Source organism: Citrobacter freundii complex sp. 2025EL-00176, assembly GCF_053309355.1.
Window position 1 is genome coordinate 41,403 of record NZ_JBRYHT010000005.1, and the last position, 22,728, is coordinate 64,130.

Annotated in this window: 23 protein-coding genes and 1 other annotated feature; of the genes, 14 read left to right on the forward strand and 9 right to left on the reverse strand. The window is 51.7% G+C overall.

Translation table 11 applies throughout. The features are described from left to right. Nucleotides 1-26 precede the first annotated feature (26 nt). Nucleotides 27-1,658: a hypothetical protein gene (locus ACVXHP_RS12180; RefSeq protein ID WP_447571530.1), complete on the reverse strand. Its 1,632-nt coding sequence runs from the start codon at nucleotides 1,656-1,658 to the stop codon at nucleotides 27-29. 338 nt (nucleotides 1,659-1,996) lie between these two features. Here ACVXHP_RS12180 and ACVXHP_RS12185 point away from each other — a divergent pair, with 338 nt between their 5' ends. After that, the gene (locus ACVXHP_RS12185) at nucleotides 1,997-2,320 is read left to right on the forward strand and encodes a hypothetical protein (RefSeq protein ID WP_187253953.1); all 324 of its coding nucleotides are present in this window, start codon (nucleotides 1,997-1,999) and stop codon (nucleotides 2,318-2,320) included. Nucleotides 2,321-2,344: 24 nt separating this feature from the next. Then, nucleotides 2,345-2,611, forward strand: coding sequence for a hypothetical protein (locus ACVXHP_RS12190; RefSeq protein ID WP_316130439.1), 267 nt, complete (start codon nucleotides 2,345-2,347; stop codon nucleotides 2,609-2,611). A 111-nt stretch (nucleotides 2,612-2,722) separates the two neighbouring features. Here the strand turns inward: ACVXHP_RS12190 and mnmE are convergent, their stop codons facing one another. The 6 genes from mnmE to ACVXHP_RS12220 all read right to left on the reverse strand — a co-directional run bounded on the left by mnmE (nucleotide 2,723) and on the right by ACVXHP_RS12220 (nucleotide 6,964). Further along, nucleotides 2,723-4,087 (reverse strand): tRNA uridine-5-carboxymethylaminomethyl(34) synthesis GTPase MnmE, encoded by a 1,365-nt coding sequence (mnmE, locus tag ACVXHP_RS12195; protein ID WP_032945460.1) that lies wholly within the window; start codon nucleotides 4,085-4,087, stop codon nucleotides 2,723-2,725. A gap of 105 nt (nucleotides 4,088-4,192) precedes the next feature. Beyond that, a complete protein-coding gene (gene yidC, locus ACVXHP_RS12200; RefSeq protein ID WP_003023844.1) occupies nucleotides 4,193-5,839 on the reverse strand; it encodes a membrane protein insertase YidC in 1,647 nt (548 codons plus the stop codon). A 2-nt stretch (nucleotides 5,840-5,841) separates the two neighbouring features. Next, on the reverse strand, nucleotides 5,842-6,099 hold the full coding sequence (gene yidD / locus ACVXHP_RS12205; RefSeq protein WP_003023846.1) for a membrane protein insertion efficiency factor YidD: 258 nt from the start codon (nucleotides 6,097-6,099) through the stop codon (nucleotides 5,842-5,844). Next, nucleotides 6,063-6,422, reverse strand: a complete 360-nt coding sequence (rnpA, locus tag ACVXHP_RS12210) for a ribonuclease P protein component (RefSeq protein WP_003844432.1) — start codon at nucleotides 6,420-6,422, stop codon at nucleotides 6,063-6,065. The genes yidD and rnpA overlap by 37 nt, the downstream gene beginning before the upstream one ends. A 17-nt stretch (nucleotides 6,423-6,439) precedes the next feature. Next, nucleotides 6,440-6,580 (reverse strand): 50S ribosomal protein L34, encoded by a 141-nt coding sequence (gene rpmH / locus ACVXHP_RS12215; RefSeq protein ID WP_003023858.1) that lies wholly within the window; start codon nucleotides 6,578-6,580, stop codon nucleotides 6,440-6,442. A gap of 228 nt (nucleotides 6,581-6,808) precedes the next feature. Next, nucleotides 6,809-6,964: a hypothetical protein gene (locus tag ACVXHP_RS12220; protein WP_447571531.1), complete on the reverse strand. Its 156-nt coding sequence runs from the start codon at nucleotides 6,962-6,964 to the stop codon at nucleotides 6,809-6,811. Between the two features lie 221 nt (nucleotides 6,965-7,185). Here ACVXHP_RS12220 and dnaA point away from each other — a divergent pair, with 221 nt between their 5' ends. From dnaA to ACVXHP_RS12260, 8 genes are all read left to right on the forward strand, one after another. Further along, entirely contained in the window at nucleotides 7,186-8,592 is a 1,407-nt protein-coding gene (dnaA, locus tag ACVXHP_RS12225; protein ID WP_200008911.1) for a chromosomal replication initiator protein DnaA, read from the forward strand. Between the two features lie 4 nt (nucleotides 8,593-8,596). Further along, nucleotides 8,597-9,697, forward strand: a complete 1,101-nt coding sequence (gene dnaN, locus ACVXHP_RS12230) for a DNA polymerase III subunit beta (protein WP_447571532.1) — start codon at nucleotides 8,597-8,599, stop codon at nucleotides 9,695-9,697. Next, nucleotides 9,697-10,770, forward strand: coding sequence for a DNA replication/repair protein RecF (gene recF, locus ACVXHP_RS12235; RefSeq protein WP_200008910.1), 1,074 nt, complete (start codon nucleotides 9,697-9,699; stop codon nucleotides 10,768-10,770). The genes dnaN and recF overlap by 1 nt, the downstream gene beginning before the upstream one ends. Before the next feature lie 28 nt (nucleotides 10,771-10,798). After that, the gene (gene gyrB, locus ACVXHP_RS12240; protein ID WP_200008909.1) at nucleotides 10,799-13,213 is read left to right on the forward strand and encodes a DNA topoisomerase (ATP-hydrolyzing) subunit B; all 2,415 of its coding nucleotides are present in this window, start codon (nucleotides 10,799-10,801) and stop codon (nucleotides 13,211-13,213) included. 209 nt (nucleotides 13,214-13,422) lie between these two features. Then, the gene (yidA, locus tag ACVXHP_RS12245) at nucleotides 13,423-14,235 is read left to right on the forward strand and encodes a sugar-phosphatase (protein WP_447571533.1); all 813 of its coding nucleotides are present in this window, start codon (nucleotides 13,423-13,425) and stop codon (nucleotides 14,233-14,235) included. A gap of 173 nt (nucleotides 14,236-14,408) precedes the next feature. Beyond that, nucleotides 14,409-15,419, forward strand: coding sequence for a hypothetical protein (locus ACVXHP_RS12250; protein WP_233612723.1), 1,011 nt, complete (start codon nucleotides 14,409-14,411; stop codon nucleotides 15,417-15,419). Next, nucleotides 15,416-16,546, forward strand: coding sequence for a BamA/TamA family outer membrane protein (locus ACVXHP_RS12255; protein WP_447571534.1), 1,131 nt, complete (start codon nucleotides 15,416-15,418; stop codon nucleotides 16,544-16,546). The genes ACVXHP_RS12250 and ACVXHP_RS12255 overlap by 4 nt, the downstream gene beginning before the upstream one ends. A gap of 8 nt (nucleotides 16,547-16,554) precedes the next feature. Next, nucleotides 16,555-17,682 carry a DUF4056 domain-containing protein gene (locus ACVXHP_RS12260; protein ID WP_410053818.1) on the forward strand — a complete coding sequence of 376 codons (1,128 nt, stop codon included), beginning with the start codon at nucleotides 16,555-16,557 and terminating at the stop codon, nucleotides 17,680-17,682. Here ACVXHP_RS12260 and cbrA read toward each other — a convergent pair. Then, a complete protein-coding gene (cbrA, locus tag ACVXHP_RS12265) occupies nucleotides 17,668-18,780 on the reverse strand; it encodes a colicin M resistance lipid reductase CbrA (protein WP_447571535.1) in 1,113 nt (370 codons plus the stop codon). The genes ACVXHP_RS12260 and cbrA overlap by 15 nt on opposite strands. A 100-nt stretch (nucleotides 18,781-18,880) precedes the next feature. On the opposite strand from cbrA, the gene ACVXHP_RS12270 reads away from it, so the two are divergent. Then, on the forward strand, nucleotides 18,881-20,107 hold the full coding sequence (locus ACVXHP_RS12270) for a DUF3748 domain-containing protein (protein ID WP_447571536.1): 1,227 nt from the start codon (nucleotides 18,881-18,883) through the stop codon (nucleotides 20,105-20,107). Here ACVXHP_RS12270 and ACVXHP_RS12275 read toward each other — a convergent pair whose 3' ends face one another. Continuing rightward, nucleotides 20,108-20,440, reverse strand: a complete 333-nt coding sequence (locus ACVXHP_RS12275; RefSeq protein ID WP_304702810.1) for a YceK/YidQ family lipoprotein — start codon at nucleotides 20,438-20,440, stop codon at nucleotides 20,108-20,110. 238 nt (nucleotides 20,441-20,678) lie between these two features. After that, nucleotides 20,679-20,751: a sequence feature (ROSE (Repression Of Heat Shock gene Expression) occurs in the 5'-region of heat shock genes and acts as an RNA thermometer to modulate expression.), on the forward strand. On the opposite strand from ACVXHP_RS12275, the gene ibpA reads away from it, so the two are divergent. From ibpA to dinD, 3 genes are all read left to right on the forward strand, one after another. Beyond that, on the forward strand, nucleotides 20,745-21,158 hold the full coding sequence (gene ibpA / locus ACVXHP_RS12280) for a small heat shock chaperone IbpA (RefSeq protein ID WP_006687722.1): 414 nt from the start codon (nucleotides 20,745-20,747) through the stop codon (nucleotides 21,156-21,158). It overlaps the preceding feature by 7 nt. 92 nt (nucleotides 21,159-21,250) lie before the next feature. Beyond that, nucleotides 21,251-21,679: a small heat shock chaperone IbpB gene (gene ibpB / locus ACVXHP_RS12285; RefSeq protein WP_006687721.1), complete on the forward strand. Its 429-nt coding sequence runs from the start codon at nucleotides 21,251-21,253 to the stop codon at nucleotides 21,677-21,679. A 135-nt stretch (nucleotides 21,680-21,814) separates the two neighbouring features. Further along, nucleotides 21,815-22,633, forward strand: coding sequence for a DNA damage-inducible protein D (gene dinD, locus ACVXHP_RS12290; RefSeq protein WP_447571537.1), 819 nt, complete (start codon nucleotides 21,815-21,817; stop codon nucleotides 22,631-22,633). The last annotated feature ends 95 nt before the right edge of the window (nucleotides 22,634-22,728 follow it).

The window sequence follows — 22,728 nt, forward strand, 5'->3', positions numbered from 1 at the left end:
ATCACGGTTGTGGATGCGATGACGATTCACTCGTTCCCGGTATTCAGTGTGTATTCGCATTTTGCCCAAAGGGGTTTAATGGCATAGGCCGCACCGTTGAACGGAAATTCTGCGTTTTTAGTTTGTTGAGCGTGTAACAGGGTGTCAATTTCCGTATTGATAATTGCTTTCGCTTTGGAGTGATATCGCTGTAGTGAAATCTTGCTTAACTTATCGGGTAATCTCACAAAGCTGTAGTTTTTGGCGGTATCGTAAACACCGTCTTTGACCTTCATTTTACTGCCGTAAGGGATGCCCATTTTAAGGTCATAGCTTTTAAGTCCAGCAATCCGTTCTGCTACGGTGATTTTTTCCGTTCGCTTAATATTCTTGCTGATCAGCAGCACTTTATTTCGTTGGTACCAGGCCTCAAATATTTGCACTTTGCCCACGTTTTCTTCATACGATCGCCGATTTGATTCAGGAAACAGAAAACTATTCGAGTTGTGGATTTTTTGCTCGTTCTCGGTGAGTGAAGCCACGTTATCTTTGTTTTGCAATGCTTGCTCTGCCTGGGGGCGATAAATATGCAGCAGGCGATCGGCAAGTGTAAGCACTGCGTCATAAAGGGTGTTCGATTGGATGAGTTCTAATAGGTTATGGCGATCTATTGTGATTTGGCAAAATTCGCGATCCCAATCGATGGACTCATGCTCTTTTTTTTCTTCATCCTTTTGAGTTTTATCAGGTGAGATGGTTGTAAATTTCCAGCGATAGGGCGTTGTCTGCGGTGTCTTCAAATACTGCAGGATGTCATAAAGCCAGTGGTGAATATCAGTGGCGTAAACGCCGATATAAACGTTCAGGATACGCTGAGCATCATGCTCTGATTCTTGAGCGATCACACTATCAATAAACGGTTCACAACCCTGTTTTTCAAGATGTTGCTTGATGGTTTTATAATCATAGCTTTCACGTATTCCTCTGAAGGCTAATCCACCGGAGTTCTCCGCGAAGGGTGCCAGCCATTGAGGGAGTGCGCTGTGTTTTTGCCGATAATCCGCAATGAGAAGGAAAACGGTCTCGGATAAAATCGCCACTCTATCGATAGAAAAATAGTTATCTAATTTTTCTAATAGCAGGTTGCCGTGTGAATGGGCGATGGAAAGATCCTGATGGCAATAGCCCTGCCGCATTTCTGTCGGAATGGCGGGGCAACCGGTTTGACAGCTGGTCAAAATGGCAAACAGATCGTCACGAATAAATTGCTCACGGAGGGTAATCTGATGCTGGTAGACCCCTCTGCGTTGCTCAGGTGGATGATTCATCTCCCCCCATGTCTTCAGGCTGACGTTACCTTTATCAAAACCGTCATACAGTGGGTTCATAAATGCGAGAGCATTCATAAGAGGATCCTCTTTTTCCTCCTCTGCACCCACGACATAGTTATCTGATTTGAAAATCTCATTGATTTTAGCACTTTGGGCTTGCAGCGCAGTGAGGACGCGATGTTGTTCTTCAAACCAATGGCGGTAGTCGGCAAGGGTATAAAGATGGCGAGCTTTAAAGATAAGAAGAAGTAACTGCTCGCTTATCGCCTCGTATATATCCGCAAATGGGAGGCGATCGCCAGAGAGAAAATCGCGGAAAACCTGTTTTTGATGATCGGAAAGGGCCATTGATTCTCCATTTTTTTGTGACTTTCGTCACAAAATTAACATGCGAATGCCGTGCCGGAAAAAGAGAGAACCCGGGAGGTTCAATCATGACATTCTTCGAAGCTGCTTTGAAAATTACCAGCCTGTTTTTATAAGTCAAAATATAAAACTAATGCCAAATAAAAAATAATTTATTGAACCAAATAAGGCAAGTAATAAAAATCTTCGAATTCTTTTCATAATAAATACTATTTTATATCAAATTGTATGATTTATTTTTTATTTTGATTTATTTTGTATGTTGAATATCATTGATGTCAGCGAGGCATGAGCCCGTTACGTTGATAAAGGTGATAAATATGTTTAGCGATCTCTTTGATTATATTCGTGAAAATCCTATCAAGTCTCTCGCGGTCGTGGCGGCGACCGTCGCGACCGGTGGCGCGGCAGCGGTCATGGCACCAGCCATAGGCGCAGCGGCGAGTGCTGCGGGGTTGGGCGTGGCCGGTGGGACCTTAAGCGGTGCGGCGGCCTCTTCTGCTGGACTCGCTGCGTTAGGCGGTGGGAGCCTGGCTTCTGGTGGGCTGGGTATGGCGGGAGGAAAGGCCGTCGTCACCACGGTTGGCGCGGTCATTGGAGGCAGCACCTCCGGCAGTGTTGCCAAATCCTTATCAACTGATTAATACATTATTTGGAGGCAATTAATTATGGGTATTGTTGCGGCAGGTTTACGCGAGTGGAACTATCAAAAAATTAATCGATTAACTCGCGCCGGTTTTAGCGACGGCACTATCGCCAGTGCGATTAACGATGACTTAATCGAGCGCAATATTGCGTTGCCCTCACCGTTAACTGGCGGGGATGTTGAGTCATACAAAAAATTATCGTTTCTTGCAGGTGAGCGCTCGTTGATTTCAGAGTCTAAAATTCGCGCACTCACCGACGAGTGCGGGGCTGACGCCATGGAATGCTGATCATGTGGAGCAGCGGAGAATCCGAAAAGCAGGGATTCTCCGCTTTTTTTGTGCCTGCTTTCCGTTTCTCGACCCACGCACGATCTCAAATGAAAAGCCAAAATTTAGAGCCTACTTACCAATACAGAAGCTGGAGAAAATCCGTCCCAGCAGATCGTCGGAGGTAAATTCCCCGGTGATCTCACTGAGGTTTTGCTGCGCCAGACGTAGCTCCTCTGCCAGCAATTCTCCGGCCCATGCTCCGAGCAGTTGGGCTTTGCCCTGCTCGAGATGTTCCGCCGCTTCTGCCAGCGCCTGTAGGTGACGACGACGCGCCAGGAAGCCGCCTTCCATATTGGTTTCAAAGCCCATGCTCTGCTTGAGATGGTTGCGCAGCACGTCAACGCCTTCACCGGTACGTGCGGAGAGACGAACCAGTGAGTGGCCATTTACTTCGCTAAGACCCAGCGTTTCACCGGTAATATCCGCTTTGTTACGCACCACGGTAATAGGCAGTTTGGCGGGCAGACGGGCAATAAAGTCGGGCCAGATGTCAGCCGGGTCCACGGCGTCGGTGGTGGTGCCATCAACCATAAACAGTACGCGATCGGCCTGTTCGATTTCCTGCCATGCGCGTTCGATCCCTATGCGTTCAACTTCATCGCTGGCATCGCGCAGACCGGCGGTGTCGATGATGTGTAGCGGCATACCGTCAATATGAATATGCTCACGCAGCACGTCGCGGGTGGTGCCGGCGATGTCGGTGACAATGGCGGCTTCGCGGCCTGCCAGCGCGTTCAGCAGGCTTGATTTCCCGGCGTTCGGGCGACCAGCAATCACGACCTTCATCCCTTCGCGCAGCAGGCTGCCCTGACGCGCTTCGGCACGTACGGCATCAAGGTCGCTAATAACGCTATTGAGCTGTGCTTCAATCTTGCCATCAGACAGGAAGTCGATTTCTTCATCCGGGAAATCAATCGCTGCTTCCACGTAGATGCGCAGGTGAGTGAGCGCTTCCACAAGATGATTTACCCGTGCGGAAAAGGCGCCCTGCAACGAGTTCAGCGCTGAGCGAGCCGCTTGCTCCGAGCTGGCATCGATCAGGTCGGCAATCGCCTCTGCCTGGGCTAAATCGAGCTTATCATTGAGAAACGCGCGCTCGGAGAATTCACCGGGTCTGGCAATGCGCAGCCCGGGAATGGTCAAAATACGTTTGAGCAGCAGATCAAGAATCACCGGACCGCCGTGGCCCTGCAGTTCTAAAACGTCTTCACCGGTAAAGGAGTTTGGGCCGGGAAACCACAGGGCAATGCCTTGATCCAGCGCGCTGCCATCTGCGTCTTTAAACGGCAGATAATCGGCATAACGCGGTTTTGGCAGTTTGCCCAGCACGGTTTCTGCGACCTCACGTGCCTTCAGGCCGGAGATACGCAGAATACCCACGCCACCACGTCCCGGAGGGGTGGCCTGAGCGACGATGGTGTCGTTATGGCTCATGGTTTGTCTCTTCTTAATGCAATAAAAAAGGCGGTCTAATGACCGCCCTTTACGTTATGTTCCGTTTGCCGGATGGCGGCTTCGCCTAATCCGGCCTACACCGAATCAGGAGTTTTTCTTCTCGCGGCTATGCAGCCCACGCTTCTCCAGACCACGGTAAATCAGCTGCTGCTGAATAATGGTTACCAGGTTGCTGACGATATAGTACAGCACCAGACCTGACGGGAACCACAGGAAGAACACGGTGAAGATGACCGGCATAAAGGTCATGATCTTCTGCTGCATCGGGTCGGTCACGGTGGTCGGAGACATCTTCTGAATGAAGAACATCGTCACGCCCATCAGGATCGGCAGGATGTAGTACGGGTCCTGTGCAGACAGGTCATGGATCCACAGCGCGAACGGCGCATGGCGCAGTTCAATGGAACCCATCAGCATGTAGTACAACGCCAGGAAGATTGGCATCTGGATGATCAGCGGGAAGCAGCCGCCCAGCGGGTTAACCTTCTCAGCTTTGTACAGGGCCATCATTTCCTGGCTCTGACGCTGTTTGTCATCGCCCAGACGCTCACGCATCGCCTGAATCTTCGGCTGCAGCATACGCATCTTCGCCATGGAGGTGTACTGCGCTTTGGTCAGCGGGTACATGATGCCACGAACGATAAAGGTGATAACGATGATGGAGAAGCCCCAGTTACCCAGGAAGCTATGGATCCACTTCAGCAGTTTAAACAGCGGCTGAGAGATGAACCACAACCAGCCGTAATCCACGGTCAGATCCAGGTGCGGTGCAACGGCCGCCATTTTGTCCTGAATTTCCGGACCGACCCACAGGGTGCTGGTCATCGCGCCAGTCTGGCCAGGCTGTACCAGTACCGGCTGAGATTTATAGCCGATAGCGGCAATGCCGTTACCCAGGTTAGCGGTATAGAAGTTGTTGGTGCCGTCGTTACGCGGAACCCATGCCGTTGCGAAATACTGTTGCAGCATTGCGACCCAACCGTCTTTAGCGTTGACGTTCAGGTTTTCGTTTTCAGCAATGGTGTCGAATTTGTATTTCTCATACTTCTCATCCGGCGTGGAGTACGCCGCGCCACGGAAGGTGTGCAGCGCAAAGTTGCTGCTACCGGTGTCGCGATGAGATGGCAGATTGATGGATTGCTTCAACTGACCAAAGGTGGAGACTTCCAGCGGTTTCTCGCCGGCGTTCTGCACGCTGTAGTTAACGTTGACAGCATATTCACCACGCTTGAGGACAAACGTTTTAGTGAACGTGTTACCCGCTGCGTCAGTATAGGTCATCGGGATCTGCAGTTCGTTCTGACCGTCTGCCAGTACAAATGCGTCTTTTTCGACGTTGTACAGCGGACGTGGGCCGTTAGCCGGGTTATCCGGGCCGTCACGACCGGTCAGGCCACTCTGTGCCTGATAGATGAACTGTGGCGTGGTTTCCAGTAACTGGAACGGTTCGGTAGAACCAAGTTCTTTCGGGTAAGCTGGCAGCGAAGCCTGTTCCACATCACCACCACGGGTGTTGATGGTCAGATCAAGCACGTCAGTCTTAACCGTAATCAGTTTCCCCTGGCCACTGGCCGGTACGCCCTGGTCTGCGGCGCTACCCGCTGCGGTGGTCGTTGTCTGCGTGGTCTGTTGGGCCTGAGGTTGCGGGTTTTTATCCTGCTCCCAGGCTTGCCAGATCATGAAAGACACGAACAGCAAAGCGATGACTAAAAGATTGCGTTGCGAATCCATCGTTAGTGTTCTCTGGTATCAAATGGTCCGGGCGGGACGGGATCGTCACCACCAGGGTGTAAAGGGTGGCATTTTAATACGCGTTTCACCGTCAACCAACTGCCTTTTATCACTCCAAACCTGCGCAATGCCTCAATTCCGTAGCTCGAACAGGTTGGAGTGAAACGGCAATGCGGCCCAAGCAGCGGACTGATCAGGCGTTGATAGACCCGAATGAGGGCTATCAGGACCCGCGAGCCAGGCGACAATGGCGACGCCATAATTTTTCCAACGCTTCCGAGAGAGCACGGTTATCGAGGTCAGCAACCCCTTTTTTCGCCACCACCACGAAATCCATTGCGGGAAGTTCGTGCTGACGTAAACGGAAGCTTTCACGCGTCAGACGTTTAATCCGATTGCGTTCATGCGCACGTTTAACATTTTTCTTGGCGACGGTAAGACCGATGCGGGGATGCCCCAGCGAATTCAGGCGGCCGAGGATGGTGATTTGCGGCGTGCCAGCCCGTTGTGGCTGCTGGAAGACGAATGTGAAATGAGTGGGAGTTAACAAACGTAACTCCCTGGGAAATGCGAGCTTAACCACTCAGGGGCTAGCTTTTATTACTTAGAAACGGTCAGACGAGAACGGCCTTTAGCACGACGACGTGCCAGAACCTGACGACCATTTTTATTAGCCATACGAGCACGGAAGCCGTGAGAACGGTTGCGCTTCAGTACAGACGGTTGAAAAGTGCGTTTCATGGCGATTTCTACCTAAACTTGAATAAATTCACTGACTTTTGCGTAGACCCGAACGAATTCCGAACGACTTACGCCACAGTGTGGGTGATTAAAGAGGCCGGATTGTAATAATTGTACACTCCGGAGTCAATTCTCTTTCCTTATTTCCCGCTTTTTTCCGCATGGTTTCGCGTAAAAAACAGGCAGCGTTGACGCCGTAAGGCGACCGTTACTCGCTGGGGGTAAGAATTATACGGGCTGGTGGATAAAGCGCAAGGATCGCGCGGGATCTTTATTAGATCGTTTAAGCAGTAAAGCATCTTTACTCATTAATTTTTTCAATATGCGCGCTAAAACCTGCAGCACTTCTCCAGGATCGTTTACACTTAGCCGATTCTGGATCATCCTGTGGATAAATCGGGAAGAATCTGTGAGAAACAGAAGATCTCTTTCTCAGTTTACGCTATGATCCGCGGTCCCGATCGTTTCAATGGATCCTGATCGGGTAAAATTGCAGATAGCAATTCGCACGTCACCCTTTGCATAGGGTCTTGTCGATGTGCGTCAACAATCATGAATGTTTCAGCCTTTGTCATTTATCGACTTTTGTTCGAGTGGAGTCCGCCGTGTCACTTTCGCTTTGGCAGCAGTGTCTTGCCCGATTGCAGGATGAGTTACCAGCCACAGAATTTAGTATGTGGATACGCCCGTTGCAGGCGGAACTGAGCGATAACACGCTGGCTTTGTATGCGCCAAACCGTTTTGTGCTCGATTGGGTAAGGGATAAATACCTTAATAATATTAATGGATTACTCAATAATTTCTGCGGAGCGGATGCCCCACAGCTGCGCTTTGAGGTCGGAACTAAACCCGTCACGCAAACGCTGAAGACGCCGGTGAACAACGTTGTCGCGCCTGCGTATGTGGCGCAACAAGTGCAGCCTCAGCGCACGGCTGCTCCGGCAGCGCGTCCAGGCTGGGACAACGTCCCGGCTCCGGCAGAACCTACCTATCGCTCTAACGTCAACGTCAAACATACGTTTGATAACTTCGTTGAAGGTAAATCTAACCAACTGGCGCGCGCGGCGGCACGTCAGGTGGCGGACAACCCTGGCGGCGCCTACAATCCGTTATTCCTTTATGGCGGTACGGGTCTGGGTAAAACCCACCTGTTGCATGCTGTCGGTAACGGCATTATGGCGCGTAAACCGAACGCGAAAGTGGTGTATATGCACTCCGAGCGTTTTGTGCAGGACATGGTTAAAGCTCTGCAAAACAATGCGATCGAAGAGTTTAAACGCTACTACCGCTCCGTCGACGCGCTGCTGATCGATGACATCCAGTTCTTTGCCAACAAAGAGCGCTCGCAGGAAGAGTTTTTCCACACCTTCAACGCCCTGCTGGAAGGTAATCAGCAGATCATCCTGACGTCGGATCGTTATCCGAAGGAGATCAATGGCGTTGAAGATCGACTGAAATCCCGCTTCGGCTGGGGACTGACTGTTGCGATCGAACCGCCAGAGCTGGAAACACGCGTGGCGATCCTGATGAAAAAAGCCGACGAAAACGACATTCGTCTGCCGGGTGAAGTGGCGTTCTTTATTGCCAAGCGTCTACGCTCTAACGTGCGTGAACTGGAAGGCGCGCTGAACCGCGTGATCGCCAACGCCAATTTTACCGGCCGGGCGATTACCATCGATTTCGTGCGCGAAGCGCTGCGCGATCTGTTGGCTTTGCAGGAAAAGCTGGTCACCATCGACAATATTCAGAAGACGGTGGCGGAGTATTACAAAATCAAAATTGCGGATCTGCTGTCTAAGCGTCGATCTCGCTCGGTAGCTCGCCCGCGCCAGATGGCGATGGCGCTGGCAAAAGAGCTCACCAACCACAGTCTGCCGGAAATTGGCGACGCGTTTGGTGGGCGTGACCATACTACCGTGCTTCATGCCTGCCGCAAGATTGAGCAGTTGCGTGAAGAAAGCCATGATATTAAAGAAGATTTCTCCAATTTAATCAGAACATTATCTTCGTGACGCTATGAAATTTACCGTTGAACGTGAACATTTATTAAAACCGCTTCAGCAGGTCAGCGGCCCGCTGGGTGGACGTCCTACACTGCCGATCCTCGGAAACCTGCTGCTGCAGGTCGCTGACGGTGCGCTTTCTCTGACTGGTACCGATCTCGAAATGGAGATGGTGGCGCGCGTGGCGTTGATCCTGCCTCATGAACCTGGTGCGACTACCGTTCCGGCGCGTAAATTCTTCGACATTTGCCGCGGGTTGCCGGAAGGCGCGGAAATAGCCGTTCAACTGGAAGGCGACCGCATGCTGGTTCGCTCTGGTCGCAGCCGTTTCTCGTTGTCCACGCTGCCTGCCGCCGACTTCCCTAATCTGGATGACTGGCAGAGCGAAGTCGAATTCACCCTGCCGCAGGCCACGATGAAGCGCCTGATTGAAGCGACCCAGTTTTCGATGGCGCATCAGGACGTGCGTTACTATTTAAACGGCATGCTGTTTGAAACCGAAGGGGAAGAGCTGCGTACCGTGGCGACCGACGGTCACCGTCTGGCGGTTTGTTCAATGCCTGTCGGTCAGCCGTTGCCCAGCCATTCGGTGATCGTACCGCGTAAAGGCGTGATTGAACTGATGCGTATGCTCGACGGCGGTGACAACCCGCTGCGCGTGCAGATTGGCAGCAACAACATTCGTGCGCACGTGGGGGATTTCATCTTCACCTCCAAGCTGGTTGATGGTCGTTTCCCGGATTATCGCCGCGTATTGCCGAAGAATCCGGACAAACATCTGGAAGCCGGTTGCGATATCCTCAAGCAGGCGTTTGCCCGTGCGGCGATCCTCTCGAACGAGAAATTCCGCGGCGTGCGTCTGTATGTCAGCGAAAACCAGCTCAAAATCACCGCCAATAACCCGGAGCAGGAAGAAGCAGAAGAAATTCTGGATGTCTCCTATCCTGGTACAGAACTGGAAATCGGTTTTAACGTGAGCTACGTGCTTGACGTGCTGAATGCGCTGAAGTGCGAGAACGTGCGTATTTTGCTGACCGATTCCGTATCGAGCGTACAGATTGAAGATGCCGCATCACAGTCGGCTGCCTATGTTGTTATGCCAATGAGACTGTAATGTCGCTCACCCGCCTGTTGATCCGCGATTTTCGCAATATCGAAAACGCGGATCTCGCTTTATCCCCTGGCTTTAACTTCCTGGTTGGCGCAAATGGCAGCGGCAAAACCAGCGTCCTGGAAGCCATCTATACGCTCGGCCATGGCCGGGCGTTTCGCAGTTTGCAGATTGGCCGCGTGATCCGCCACGAGCAGGAGTCGTTTGTTTTACACGGACGATTGCAGGGAGAAGAGCGCGAGACATCGATTGGTCTGACGAAAGACAAACTGGGCGACAGCAAAGTGCGCATTGACGGCACCGACGGGCACAAGGTCGCTGAACTGGCGCACCTGATGCCGATGCAGCTGATCACGCCAGAAGGGTTTACTTTACTCAACGGCGGCCCCAAATACAGAAGAGCATTCCTTGACTGGGGATGCTTTCACAATGAAGCCGGATTTTTCACCGCCTGGAGCAACCTGAAGCGACTGCTCAAGCAGCGCAATGCGGCACTGCGCCAGGTGAGTCGTTATGAGCAACTGCGCCCGTGGGATAGAGAACTTATCCCGCTGGCGGAACAAATCAGCACCTGGCGCGCGGAGTACAGCGCGGGTATCGCGCAGGATATGGCGGATACCTGCCAGCAGTTTCTTCCCGAGTTTTCTCTCTCGTTCTCTTTCCAGCGCGGCTGGGAGAAGGAGACAGATTATGCCGAGGTGCTGGAACGCAGTTTTGAACGCGATCGCATGTTGACCTACACCGCACACGGTCCGCATAAGGCGGATTTCCGCATTCGCGCCGACGGTGCGCCGGTGGAAGACACGTTGTCGCGTGGGCAGCTAAAACTGCTAATGTGCGCCTTACGACTGGCGCAAGGGGAGTTCCTGACCCGTGAAAGCGGACGGCGCTGCCTGTACCTGATAGATGATTTTGCCTCTGAACTGGATGATGCGCGTCGCGGGCTGCTGGCCAGCCGCTTAAAAGCCACGCAATCTCAGGTCTTTGTCAGCGCAATCAGCGCTGAACACGTTATAGACATGTCCGATGAAAATTCGAAGATGTTTACCGTGGAAAAGGGTAAAATAACGGATTAACCCAAGATAAAATGAGCGAGAAACGTTGATGTCGAATTCTTATGACTCCTCCAGTATCAAAGTCCTGAAAGGGCTGGATGCGGTGCGTAAGCGCCCGGGTATGTATATCGGCGACACGGATGACGGCACCGGTCTGCACCACATGGTATTCGAGGTGGTAGATAACGCTATCGACGAAGCGCTCGCGGGTCACTGTAAAGATATCGTGGTAACGATTCACGCTGACAACTCAGTGTCCGTTACCGATGATGGCCGTGGTATCCCAACCGGTATTCACCCGGAAGAGGGCGTTTCGGCGGCGGAAGTTATCATGACCGTTCTGCACGCAGGCGGTAAATTCGATGATAACTCCTATAAAGTTTCCGGCGGTTTGCACGGCGTAGGTGTCTCCGTGGTTAACGCCCTGTCGCAGAAACTGGAGCTGGTGATTCGTCGTGAAGGCAAAGTGCATCAGCAAACTTACGTGCACGGTGTGCCGCAGGCGCCGCTGGCGGTAACGGGCGAAACAGAAGTGACGGGGACTCAGGTGCGTTTCTGGCCAAGCCACGAAACCTTTACCAATGTCGTTGAGTTCGAATACGACATCCTGGCGAAGCGTCTGCGCGAGCTGTCATTCCTGAACTCCGGTGTCTCTATTCGTCTGCGCGACAAACGTGATGGCAAAGAAGATCATTTCCATTACGAAGGCGGTATCAAGGCGTTCGTTGAGTATCTGAATAAAAACAAAACGCCGATACACCCGAATATCTTCTACTTCTCCACCGAAAAAGACGGCATCGGCGTTGAAGTTGCGCTGCAGTGGAACGATGGTTTCCAGGAAAACATCTACTGCTTCACCAACAACATTCCGCAGCGTGACGGCGGTACTCACCTTGCGGGCTTCCGCGCGGCGATGACCCGTACCCTGAACGCCTACATGGACAAAGAAGGCTACAGCAAAAAAGCTAAAGTCAGCGCCACCGGTGATGATGCCCGTGAAGGCCTGATTGCGGTGGTTTCCGTGAAAGTGCCGGACCCGAAATTCTCCTCGCAGACTAAAGACAAACTGGTCTCCTCTGAGGTGAAATCGGCGGTTGAACAGCAGATGAACGAACTGCTGAGCGAATACCTGCTGGAAAATCCGTCTGACGCGAAAATCGTCGTCGGCAAAATTATTGACGCTGCCCGTGCTCGTGAAGCTGCACGTCGCGCGCGTGAAATGACCCGTCGTAAAGGCGCGCTGGACTTAGCCGGTCTGCCGGGCAAGCTGGCAGACTGTCAGGAACGCGACCCGGCCCACTCTGAACTGTACCTGGTGGAAGGGGACTCAGCGGGCGGTTCTGCTAAGCAGGGGCGTAACCGTAAGAACCAGGCGATTTTGCCGCTGAAAGGTAAAATCCTTAACGTTGAGAAAGCGCGTTTCGACAAAATGCTCTCCTCTCAGGAAGTGGCAACACTGATCACCGCGCTGGGCTGTGGTATCGGTCGTGACGAGTACAACCCGGACAAACTGCGCTATCACAGCATCATCATCATGACCGATGCTGACGTCGACGGCTCGCACATCCGTACGCTGCTGTTGACCTTCTTCTATCGTCAGATGCCGGAAATTGTTGAACGTGGCCATGTCTACATTGCGCAGCCGCCGCTGTACAAAGTGAAGAAAGGCAAGCAGGAACAGTACATCAAAGACGATGAAGCGATGGATCAATACCAGATCTCTATCGCTCTGGATGGCGCCACGCTGCACACTAACGCCAGCGCACCAGCCCTGGCGGGTGAAGCGTTAGAAAAACTGGTTTCTGAATACAACGCGACGCAGAAAATGATTGGCCGTATGGAACGTCGTTTCCCGAAAGCGCTGCTGAAAGAACTGGTTTATCAACCGACGCTGGCTGAAGCCGATCTTGCTGATGAAGCGAAAGTTACGGCCTGGGTTTCCCAGTTGGTGAACGTGCTGAATGAAAACGAAATGCACGGCAGCACCTGGAACAGCTTCGTGCGTAAAGACGCTGAACTGAACCTGTTCGAACCGGTGATCCGAGTGCGTACCCACGGTGTCGATACCGACTATCCATTGGAGCATGAATTCGTAACCGGTGGTGAATACCGTCGTATTTGTACGCTCGGCGAGAAGCTGCGCGGGCTGATCGAAGACGATGCGTTTATCGAACGTGGCGAACGTCGTCAGCCAGTAGCAAGCTTTGAGCAGGCACTGGAATGGTTGCAGAAAGAGTCTCGTCGCGGTCTCGCTATCCAGCGTTATAAAGGTCTGGGCGAGATGAACCCGGAACAGCTGTGGGAAACCACCATGGATCCGGAAAGCCGCCGTATGCTGCGTGTGACCGTGAAAGACGCCATTGCCGCCGACCAGCTGTTCACCACGCTGATGGGCGATGCCGTTGAACCACGCCGCGCATTTATCGAAGAAAACGCCCTGAAAGCGGCGAACATCGATATCTAAGCCAATCTGTAGACTGGATAAGGCGGTTTACGCTGCCATCCGGCAAAACGTTGTATTGTGCCTGATGGCGCGTTGCTTATCAGGCCTACAAACGACAACCGACCTACAAAAGGGGAATCTTGATTCCCCTTTCTATCCCCCTTTTCGTAGCTGTTTTTTGAGCGGAATCGCGTTAGCATGAGGGCGGACTCATTTCATCCGGGGAACTCATGGTTATCAAACTTATTGCTATCGACATGGATGGCACACTTCTGCTGCCCGATCACACCATTTCACCTGCGGTCAAAACGGCAATTGCCGCGGCGCGCGCGCGTGGCGTGAATGTGGTGCTGACCACGGGACGCCCGTATGCCGGCGTCCACAGCTATCTGAAAGAACTGCATATGGAACAACCCGGTGACTACTGCATTACCTACAACGGTGCGCTGGTGCAGAAAGCTGGCGATGGTAGTACCGTTGCGCAAACCGCGCTGAGCTATGATGATTATCGCTATCTGGAGCAGCTCTCCCGGGAAGTTGGCTCGCATTTCCACGCGCTCGATCGCAACACGCTGTATACCGCGAACCGTGATATCAGTTATTACACGGTACATGAGTCATTTGTCGCGACGATTCCGCTGGTGTTCTGTGAAGCCGAAAAAATGGATCCTGCGACCCAGTTCCTGAAAGTGATGATGATTGATGAGCCGGAGATCCTCGACAAGGCCATCTCGCGCATTCCGGCGGAAGTGAAAGAAAAGTACACCGTGCTGAAAAGTGCGCCGTATTTCCTCGAAATCCTCGATAAACGCGTCAACAAAGGGACTGGCGTAAAATCGCTGGCCGATGCGTTGGGCATTAAAGCCGAGGAGGTCATGGCGATTGGCGATCAGGAAAACGACATCGCGATGATTGAATACGCTGGCGTGGGCGTTGCGATGGATAACGCCATCCCAACGGTGAAAGAGATCGCCAACTTCGTGACGAAATCTAATCTGGAAGACGGTGTTGCCTGGGCCATTGAGAAGTACGTCCTCTCCTGATGTGCGTTATGCCTGGCTGAGGTCAGGCATAAAACATTAAGAATGTTATAAAAATCATGTTTGTATTATCAGATGTGAAACAGCACATTAATCCCTCCATTTAGTACGCAACTTCTATACTCTCCCCCCTTCTTTTATATTCGGGCGATTCCTGCCTGCAACTATGTTTTCTTATGACTAACACAAGCATTCGCCTGGTGTTGATGACGTCTTCCTGTTTGATTTTTCAAGCCTGGGCTGCGACGGATTCTGGCTCAACGTTGACACCGCTGTATGATTATCAGGACGATGGTCAGGCTACTCCTGTGCCGGTAAAACCGGCGGCTAAACCTGCTGCAAGCCACTCTGTTTTGCCCTTTTTAGGTGACGAGGCGCGTAAACGTGGTTACGACCTGCCTGAGCCGTTTGGTGTAAATATTAACTACATGAATATTAGGCAAAATATTAATGTAGACAGTATTAACTTTAATGGCCTTTCTTTGGGCGGTCATTCGCTGGATAACGCGTTCAAAATTAACGTTGGCAATACACGCGAGAGAAGCAAAACAGAAACTCTGAAGCTGGATGCCTGGCTGCTGCCGTTTATGAACGTCTATGGCCTGGTGGGCTATACCGACGGTCACTCCGTTTCGCAAATTGGTGTAGGAATTAATGGGCCACGCAAAGTCCACACACCAGACAATTTGCAGAACCTGGCGTTTCAGCTCGACTTTAAAGGTACAACCTACGGTGTGGGGACGACACTGGTGGGCGGCGTGGGTAACTGGTTTACGGCTTTTGATGCCAACTATACTCAGACGCAGTTCGATATTCTGGATGGCAGTATTAATGCCTTTACCCTCTCTCCGCGCGTAGGCTATCGCTTTACTACCCCAGGCGTAGATGCGCTATATCTGCCGTCCGGCAATCTGAATCTGTGGGTTGGCAGTATGTATCAGGACGTGCAGCAAGAGTTCAAGGGCAGCCTGAGCGATCTCAACATGCCGTCAGAGGCGCTGCAGAAAATGGTGGATATCGCGAATAAGGATGGCAATGGCCGTTTCGACGTTAAACAGCACCTGCAATCTCCCTGGAACGTACTGGTCGGGGCACAGTATGAATTGACCCGAAACTTTAACGTGACCACCGAAATTGGCTTTGCCGACCGTAACAGCTTTTTCATGGCGGGAGAGTACCGCTTTTGATCCGCCTTGCTCTTCTGTTGCTGGTGAGTCTGTTCACCTGCATTGCGCAGGCAGAATTGCCGACCCGCGACGAAGTTGACGGCTGGCTGAATAAACTGGGCGCCAGCGATAACTTTAACGCCAGCAAAGGTATTGATTGGGGCGTAATTCCGGGACCGTTTTACACTCCGGAACTGGGGCTGGGGATCGGCACGGCGGTGGTGGGGATGTATCGCCCGGACCCAAACGACACGGTGAGTCAAAACTCGACGCTGACTCTCAGCGGCTACTTTAGCTCAACGGGCGCTTTCGGCGTCACAATACAAAATTACGCCTTTTTTGCCGACGATCGCTGGCGTTTCTTTCTCAATGGCGCATTAACTGATACGCCAACCTGGTACTGGGGGCAGGGATTTAGTGCCGGAGATAAAGACAGCCAGAAACAGCAATATACGGCTCAGGTGCTGGATCTACGCCCCACGTTGTATCGTCGGGTAGCGCCTAATGTCTATCTGGGCGTCGGCTGGTCGCTGAACGCGCAGCATGCGGCGCAAATGGATGACAATGATCCCCCCAAAATTGAAAATACCGGGCAGGGTGCGTCGGTGTTGAGTTCCGGCAGCAGTGTAGAACTTAGCTGGGACGACCGTGACTTTGTTCCTAACCCGCGCCAGGGACAATATGCCGACGTACGCTATACCCGTTATACGCCCGATGTGGGGAGCGATACCCGGTTTGATGAATACCAGTTGCACTACAGTCGTTACCACTCCCTGGACGACCAGGACGTACTGGCGTGGGAGATGGACGGTGCTTTTACTCAAGGTGACGTGCCGTGGAACATGATGCCGCTGCTCGGTAGTAATCAGCGGATGCGCGGCTATTACGAAGGACGCTATCGCGATAAAAACGCCGTCAGCGGGCAGGTAGAGTATCGCCGCAAACTTGACTGGCGGCATGGCGTGGTTGGTTGGCTGGGCGCAGGGACAATGGGACCATCATTTAGCGCGCTGGATGACGGACGCTGGCTACCCTCGGCGGGGGTGGGGTATCGCTTTGAATTTAAGCCGCGGGTGAATGTGCGTCTGGATTATGGCATTGGCAAAGGGAGCAGCGGTTTTTATTTTCAGGTAGGAGAGGCGTTTTGATCAATAAAATGGTGCTGATGACGACCTTGTTATTGGCGGCGATCGGGGTCCATGCTGCTATACCTGTACCTTTGCAGCTAACTGAAGGTGATAAGGTTCAAAGTATCGCCTGGCCGGTGGTTTCGCCGCTCCCCGCGCCTCAAGGATTACGTCCGTGCTGCGCTTTTGGTTACGACCTGCACGCACAGGTGCTGGAGATGCCGGTACCGTTTTATGAACTTGATAACGTCGTTACGGCTGACGGTATTGGCGAGCATCGCTATAACGATAGCCTGCTGTTAGGGTTAGTGAATCTGGCCGGCATCGGGCATGAACACAATGGCATTGTGTACACCTCACGCGGCGGTTTTATCGATACCGCGCATGTACGAGATACCGCAGATATGACGGTCTGGCTTTTTAGCCATCTACTTCCACGGTTAGGCCAGCCTTTTACGCTGCGTCTGGAAGATGAACTGGCGGAGCGGCATGTTGTTTTCAATGCCTTCACGCCACCTGAAACGGCGGGCGATCGTTACGCATTAGCGGCCTGGCTGGCAGCACATCTGGCCTTTCAACTCGCGGCCTGGCATGAAATTGCACAATGGTACGGTTTTGAGTCAATTCCGGGGTTTTCTGAGGAAGTTTCCGCATTTTCACCGGAAGATCTCTACTCCAACCTGTTGGGGGCAAGAATTGCGGTGTCGCTGATCCTTGATGGGCAACTGGCAACATCAAAAATGTACGATGCGGCAATGAACAAGGCACTGCATCAGGCGTTAACGCAGTTGGGCGCTAAGCCTGAAACAATAACCCGTTTTCAGTTTGATATGCTGGATGGCAAGTGGTGGAACAGCCAGCGTCGGGTGCCGGAGAAATATCTGGTGCTGCACAGAAACTACGATGTGAGTGATTCTCGTTTGCCAACGCCAGTGCCGGGCGAAAAAGCCGTGCCGCTACGCCTGTCGCTACCGCATCATTGGCGAAATTACTCCCTTGATATGCTGGCACAACTTCAACTCCGACCCGGAAGTCACATGGCGCGGCTACCTTTACCACAATCCTGGTATAGCGAAGCGAATTTCCCTGCGCTGGCTACGCTTGCAGGTGAGAGCGATAATCTGTCGAAAGTGGATGAGCATTCATTCCTTTATTAGAAACCTCCACCAGAACTTTATTGGCGGATGTTTTTCTGATCCTGTCAGGGGAATATGCGCCACGCCACTTTGCATTATCCATTTCCGGATGCACGCCGCTGTTAATATGCGGCTTTTAAGGATCTTGCCATACAGTTTAAGACGTAGCTTGCGAGTGGCATTCCTGTAAGCGAGATTCATATCCTTTGTATCCTGTATTAATACTGATTTGAGGATTTCCGCGCTATCCAGTGCGTAACTAATCCCTTCCAGCGAGCTGGCGCTGATAAAACCGGCCGCTTCGCCAATCAAAAACGCATTGTCCTTACCGCAGACGAAGTCTTTCCAGCGTGATGGGAACAGCACCGTGCATTTTTCGCTTTTCACCGGTTTGCCGAACTGGAAATGGAACGCTTCCATCTTCTCTTTCAGTACGTCAAAGCGTGCCTGGCCGTCCTTCATTGGGTAGGCGCCGCCAAAGATAAAATAACCATCCTTGCTGATACTCCATGAATAACAGTCGGTTGCGTCGTTATCAAAAATACATGAATAGAACGGCACGGGATTTTTTTCCGCAAACCATTGCTGAATTGCGACATATTTACGGATTTGGTGCTCGGGATAGAGATAACGGCGTACCAGTGAATTCGCGCCATCGGCACCCACCAGATAACGCGCGCTGATCTGCTGCTCCCAACCGTCGGCGCGAAAGATAACATGCCAGTTATCGCCTTCGCGCCAGATCTTCCGACACAGGCTATCGTGGTACACCTGAACATCTTCAGGAATGAGTGTTTTCATCCATAAATCAAACGCATGGCGATTGATGTTAATGTAGCTGCGCTGGTAGTTACGGGTCAGAGAGGCTGCAACATCAACCGTTTTAACGCTAAAAATCTGTGGGTTGGCGATGACATCAACGGGCAAGGTTATCCCGTCGCGGATAAACGAACGCTGAGCATCCGGGGCCAGCAGCCCGCCGCAGGGTTTCGTGAAGCCTTCGTTGCCGCACTGGCGCTTTTTATCCAATGCAATCACGCGCATTTTTCCACTCAACTGTCGCGCCAGCGCTGCGCCTGCCGGGCCTAATCCAATAATCGCTACGTCAAAATGTTCCATCTTTCTGTCCGCAAAAAATGAAGATGGACATACGCTAAAGCCTGAAAGTGAAGTGCTTGTGAAGTATGATTGCTTAAATCGTCTTGTATCAGGGCATCTCATGAAGCAAATCACCTTTACGCCGCGTAATCATCAGCTTACTAATATCAACACCTGGACCCCGGACAGTAACTGGCTGGTCTTCGACGTGCGTCCTTCCGGTGCCTCTTTTACGGGAGAAACGATTGAACGTGTCAATGTTCATACTGGCGAACTGGAGGTGATTTACCGGGCCACTCAAGAGGCACATGTTGGCGTGGTGACCGTTCATCCAAAGTTGGAACAGTATGTTTTTATTCATGGTCCAGAAAATCCTGATGAAACATGGGATTACGATTTTCATCATCGCCGTGGAGTGATTGTTTCGCAGGCAGAGGTGTCTAACCTGGATGCGATGGATATCACCGCGCCGTACACGCCTGGGGCGTTACGTGGCGGTAGTCATGTGCATGTCTTTAGCCCGAACGGTGAACTTGTCAGTTTCACTTATAACGACCATGTCCTGCATGAACGCTCTCCGGCGCTGGATTTACGTAACGTCGGCGTGGCTGCGCCGTATGGTCCGGTGAACGTATCCGCGCAGCATCCACGTGAATATAGCGGGAGCCGCTGGTGCGTGCTGGTGAGTCAAACGACACCTGCGCCAAAACCGGGGAGCGATGAGATAAACCGCGCCTATGAAGAAGGTTGGGTGGGCGAAAGCACCCTGGCGTTTATCGGCGATACGTTGTCAGTGACCGGTGAGAAGGTGCCGGAGCTGTTTATTGTTGATTTGCCACAGAATGAAAGCGCCTGGAAACAGGCGGGTGATGCTCCGCTGGAGGGCACAGAGGCGACAATGCCTGCGCCGCCATCCGGTATTCACCAACGCCGTCTGACGTTTACTCATGAGCGCGCCTTTCCGGGGCTGGTGAATCAGCCGCGCCACTGGGTGCGCAGTAATCCACAGGCGTCTGAAATTGCGTTTTTAATGCGCGATAACCATGGCGTTGTGCAACTGTGGTTAATTTCACCACAGGGGGGTGAGCCGCGTCAGCTTACCCGCTGCGCCACAGGTATTCAGTCAGCATTCAACTGGCATCCGTCGGGGAAATGGCTGGGGTTTGTGCTGGAAAACAGAATCGCCTGTTGTGATGCTCAGACGGGAGAGATTGATTTTTTAACGGAGCGTCACGGCAACCCGCCCTCGGCCGACGCGGTCGTCTTCTCTCCTGATGGGCGATGGGTTGCGTGGATGGAAGACGTCGAAGGTTTCCGCCAACTGTGGATGACTGAAACAGGGCGTTAATTAAGGTGCGGTCATTTTCGCCGGAGGGAGAACGGCGTTCGTGGCCTGCGTTCTCTCCTCGCTCTTTTCTACGCGGGATCTCACCGAGTTATCTTTGCGAAAGAGATCCCACGGGAGCAATACGGTATCCAGCACCGCCGTAAAAGGCATATCCAGAATTGCCAGCGACTTTGTTCCCCAATTCGTATCACTTTCGCTTATCATGGTGGCACTGGCGCGTGTGCCAGGATACGTCCCTTCTTTGCCTCCGGTATGTGACATTATGCTGGAACAGCCGCTCAAAAACGCCATCCCGCTGCACATTGTCAGTGTTACCAACATTTTTTTTATCATCATTTATTCATCTGTTTTCATCGTGTTTGCATGGTGAGTTAAAGCGATCCGTTGCGAAAATAACATCACCATTTCGTCGCACTGTGGCGGCTATCGCGATTTATCGATAACAACTGCTCTTCCCAGTGTATGCAATAGACAACAAACTGCAAAAAAAGTCAGATGAATACGCTTGAAAAGTTTGTTTTAAGACCCATTTTTAGGATGTAGACAACAGAAGGGCATGCCTGATGGGTGTCCTGGCTACCTGACCTGTCCATGATGGAAGGTCTCACATTCTCGCTGATTTCAGGAGCTATTGATTATGCGTAACTTTGATTTATCCCCGCTGTACCGTTCTGCTATTGGTTTTGACCGTCTGTTTAACCTGCTGGAAAACAACCAGAGCCAGAGTAATGGCGGCTACCCTCCGTACAACGTTGAGCTGGTAGACGAAAACCATTACCGCATTGCGATTGCCGTTGCCGGTTTCGCTGAAAGCGAGCTGGAAATTACCGCTCAGGACAATCTGCTGGTGGTAAAAGGCGCTCATGCGGATGAGCAAAAAGAACGTACTTACCTGTATCAGGGTATTGCCGAGCGCAACTTCGAACGTAAGTTCCAGTTAGCGGAGAACATTCATGTTCGCGGCGCAAACCTGGTGAATGGTCTGCTGTATATCGATCTTGAGCGCGTTATTCCCGAAGCGAACAAACCGCGCCGCATCGAAATCAACTAATTCTGTGGGCCGCTTCAGGCGGCCCTGCTAAGCAATCGGCTTGCCGTCAGGGAGCCGAAAGGTACCTACTCGCTTCTTAGAAGGAGATTATTATGCGTAACTACGATTTATCCCCACTGCTTCGTCAATGGATCGGTTTTGACAAACTGGCCAATGCGTTACAAAACGCCGGTGAAAGCCAGAGCTTCCCACCCTATAACATCGAAAAGAGCGATGATAACCACTATCGCATTACCCTTGCGTTAGCCGGTTTCCGCCAGGAAGATCTGGATATTCAACTGGAAGGTACGCGCCTGACCGTGAAAGGTACACCGCAGCAGCCGGAAAAAGAGACAAAATGGTTGCACCAGGGGCTGGTTACTCAGCCATTCAGTCTGAGCTTTACGCTGGCTGAAAATATGGAGGTCTCCGGCGCAAGCTTTACTAACGGCTTGCTGCATATCGATTTGACCCGTAATGAACCTGAAACCATTGCCCCACAACGTATCGCCATCAGCGAACGTCCCGCATTAAATAGCTAAATAGCTCCATGCCTTTGCCCCGCCAGAAATGACGGGGCTTTTTTGTGCGTCAGCACACATGAAACTGTCTTGTTGTAACGGATGTTTCACTGTAAAAATATCCAGTATTAATGCTCTTAACGAAGGAATGTTTTTATGAGTGAACATCAACCATTTGAAGCTATGAAACAGTTTGATGATGCCGGGATTGAATATTGGTCTGCCCGGGCATTAGCTAAAGTTCTTGAATATTCAGAGTACCGACATTTTCTACCTGTGATAAAGAAAGCTGTGGAGTCATGTGTAGCCAGTGGTCAATTAGAGAGTGACCATTTCGAGGAGATCCTCGCAATGGTACGAATTGGGTCTGGAGCTAGTCGGGAATTAAAAGACGTAAAACTCTCCCGCTACGCCTGTTATCTGGTCGTGCAAAATGGTGATCCCGCGAAACCTGTTATCGCGGCAGGACAAACCTACTTTGCCATTCAAACCCGACGTCAGGAGTTGGCCGATGATGCTGCTTTTAAATCTCTGCGTGAGGATGAAAAGCGTTTGTTCTTACGCAATGAACTAAAAGAACACAATAAGCATCTGGTTGAAACTGCACAGCTTGCAGGCGTTGAGACCGCTTTCGATTTTGCTATCTTTCAAAACCATGGTTACAAGGGGCTTTATGGCGGTTTAGATCAGCGAGCGATTCATGAACGTAAGGGATTGAAGAAAAGCCAGAAAATTCTCGATTACATGGGGTCTACAGAGCTGGCGGCAAATCTGTTTCGGGCAACGCAAACGGAAGACAAACTGCGCAGAGATTCTGTTAACACCAAACAGCAAGCGAATCAGACACATTACGAGGTGGGACGCAAAGTTCGCCAGACTATTCATGAGTTGGGGGGCACAATGCCGGAAGCACTGCCATTGCCAGAAAAAAGCATTCAGCAACTACAAATCGACGTGAAGAAAAACACTAAATAACGCTCTTCTTAAGTGCTTATGGGCGCTCTGTAGCATGATAATGTGCGCCACTCTGCATTCATGCCTGAACGGTTCAGTCATAATCCTCGTTAAAT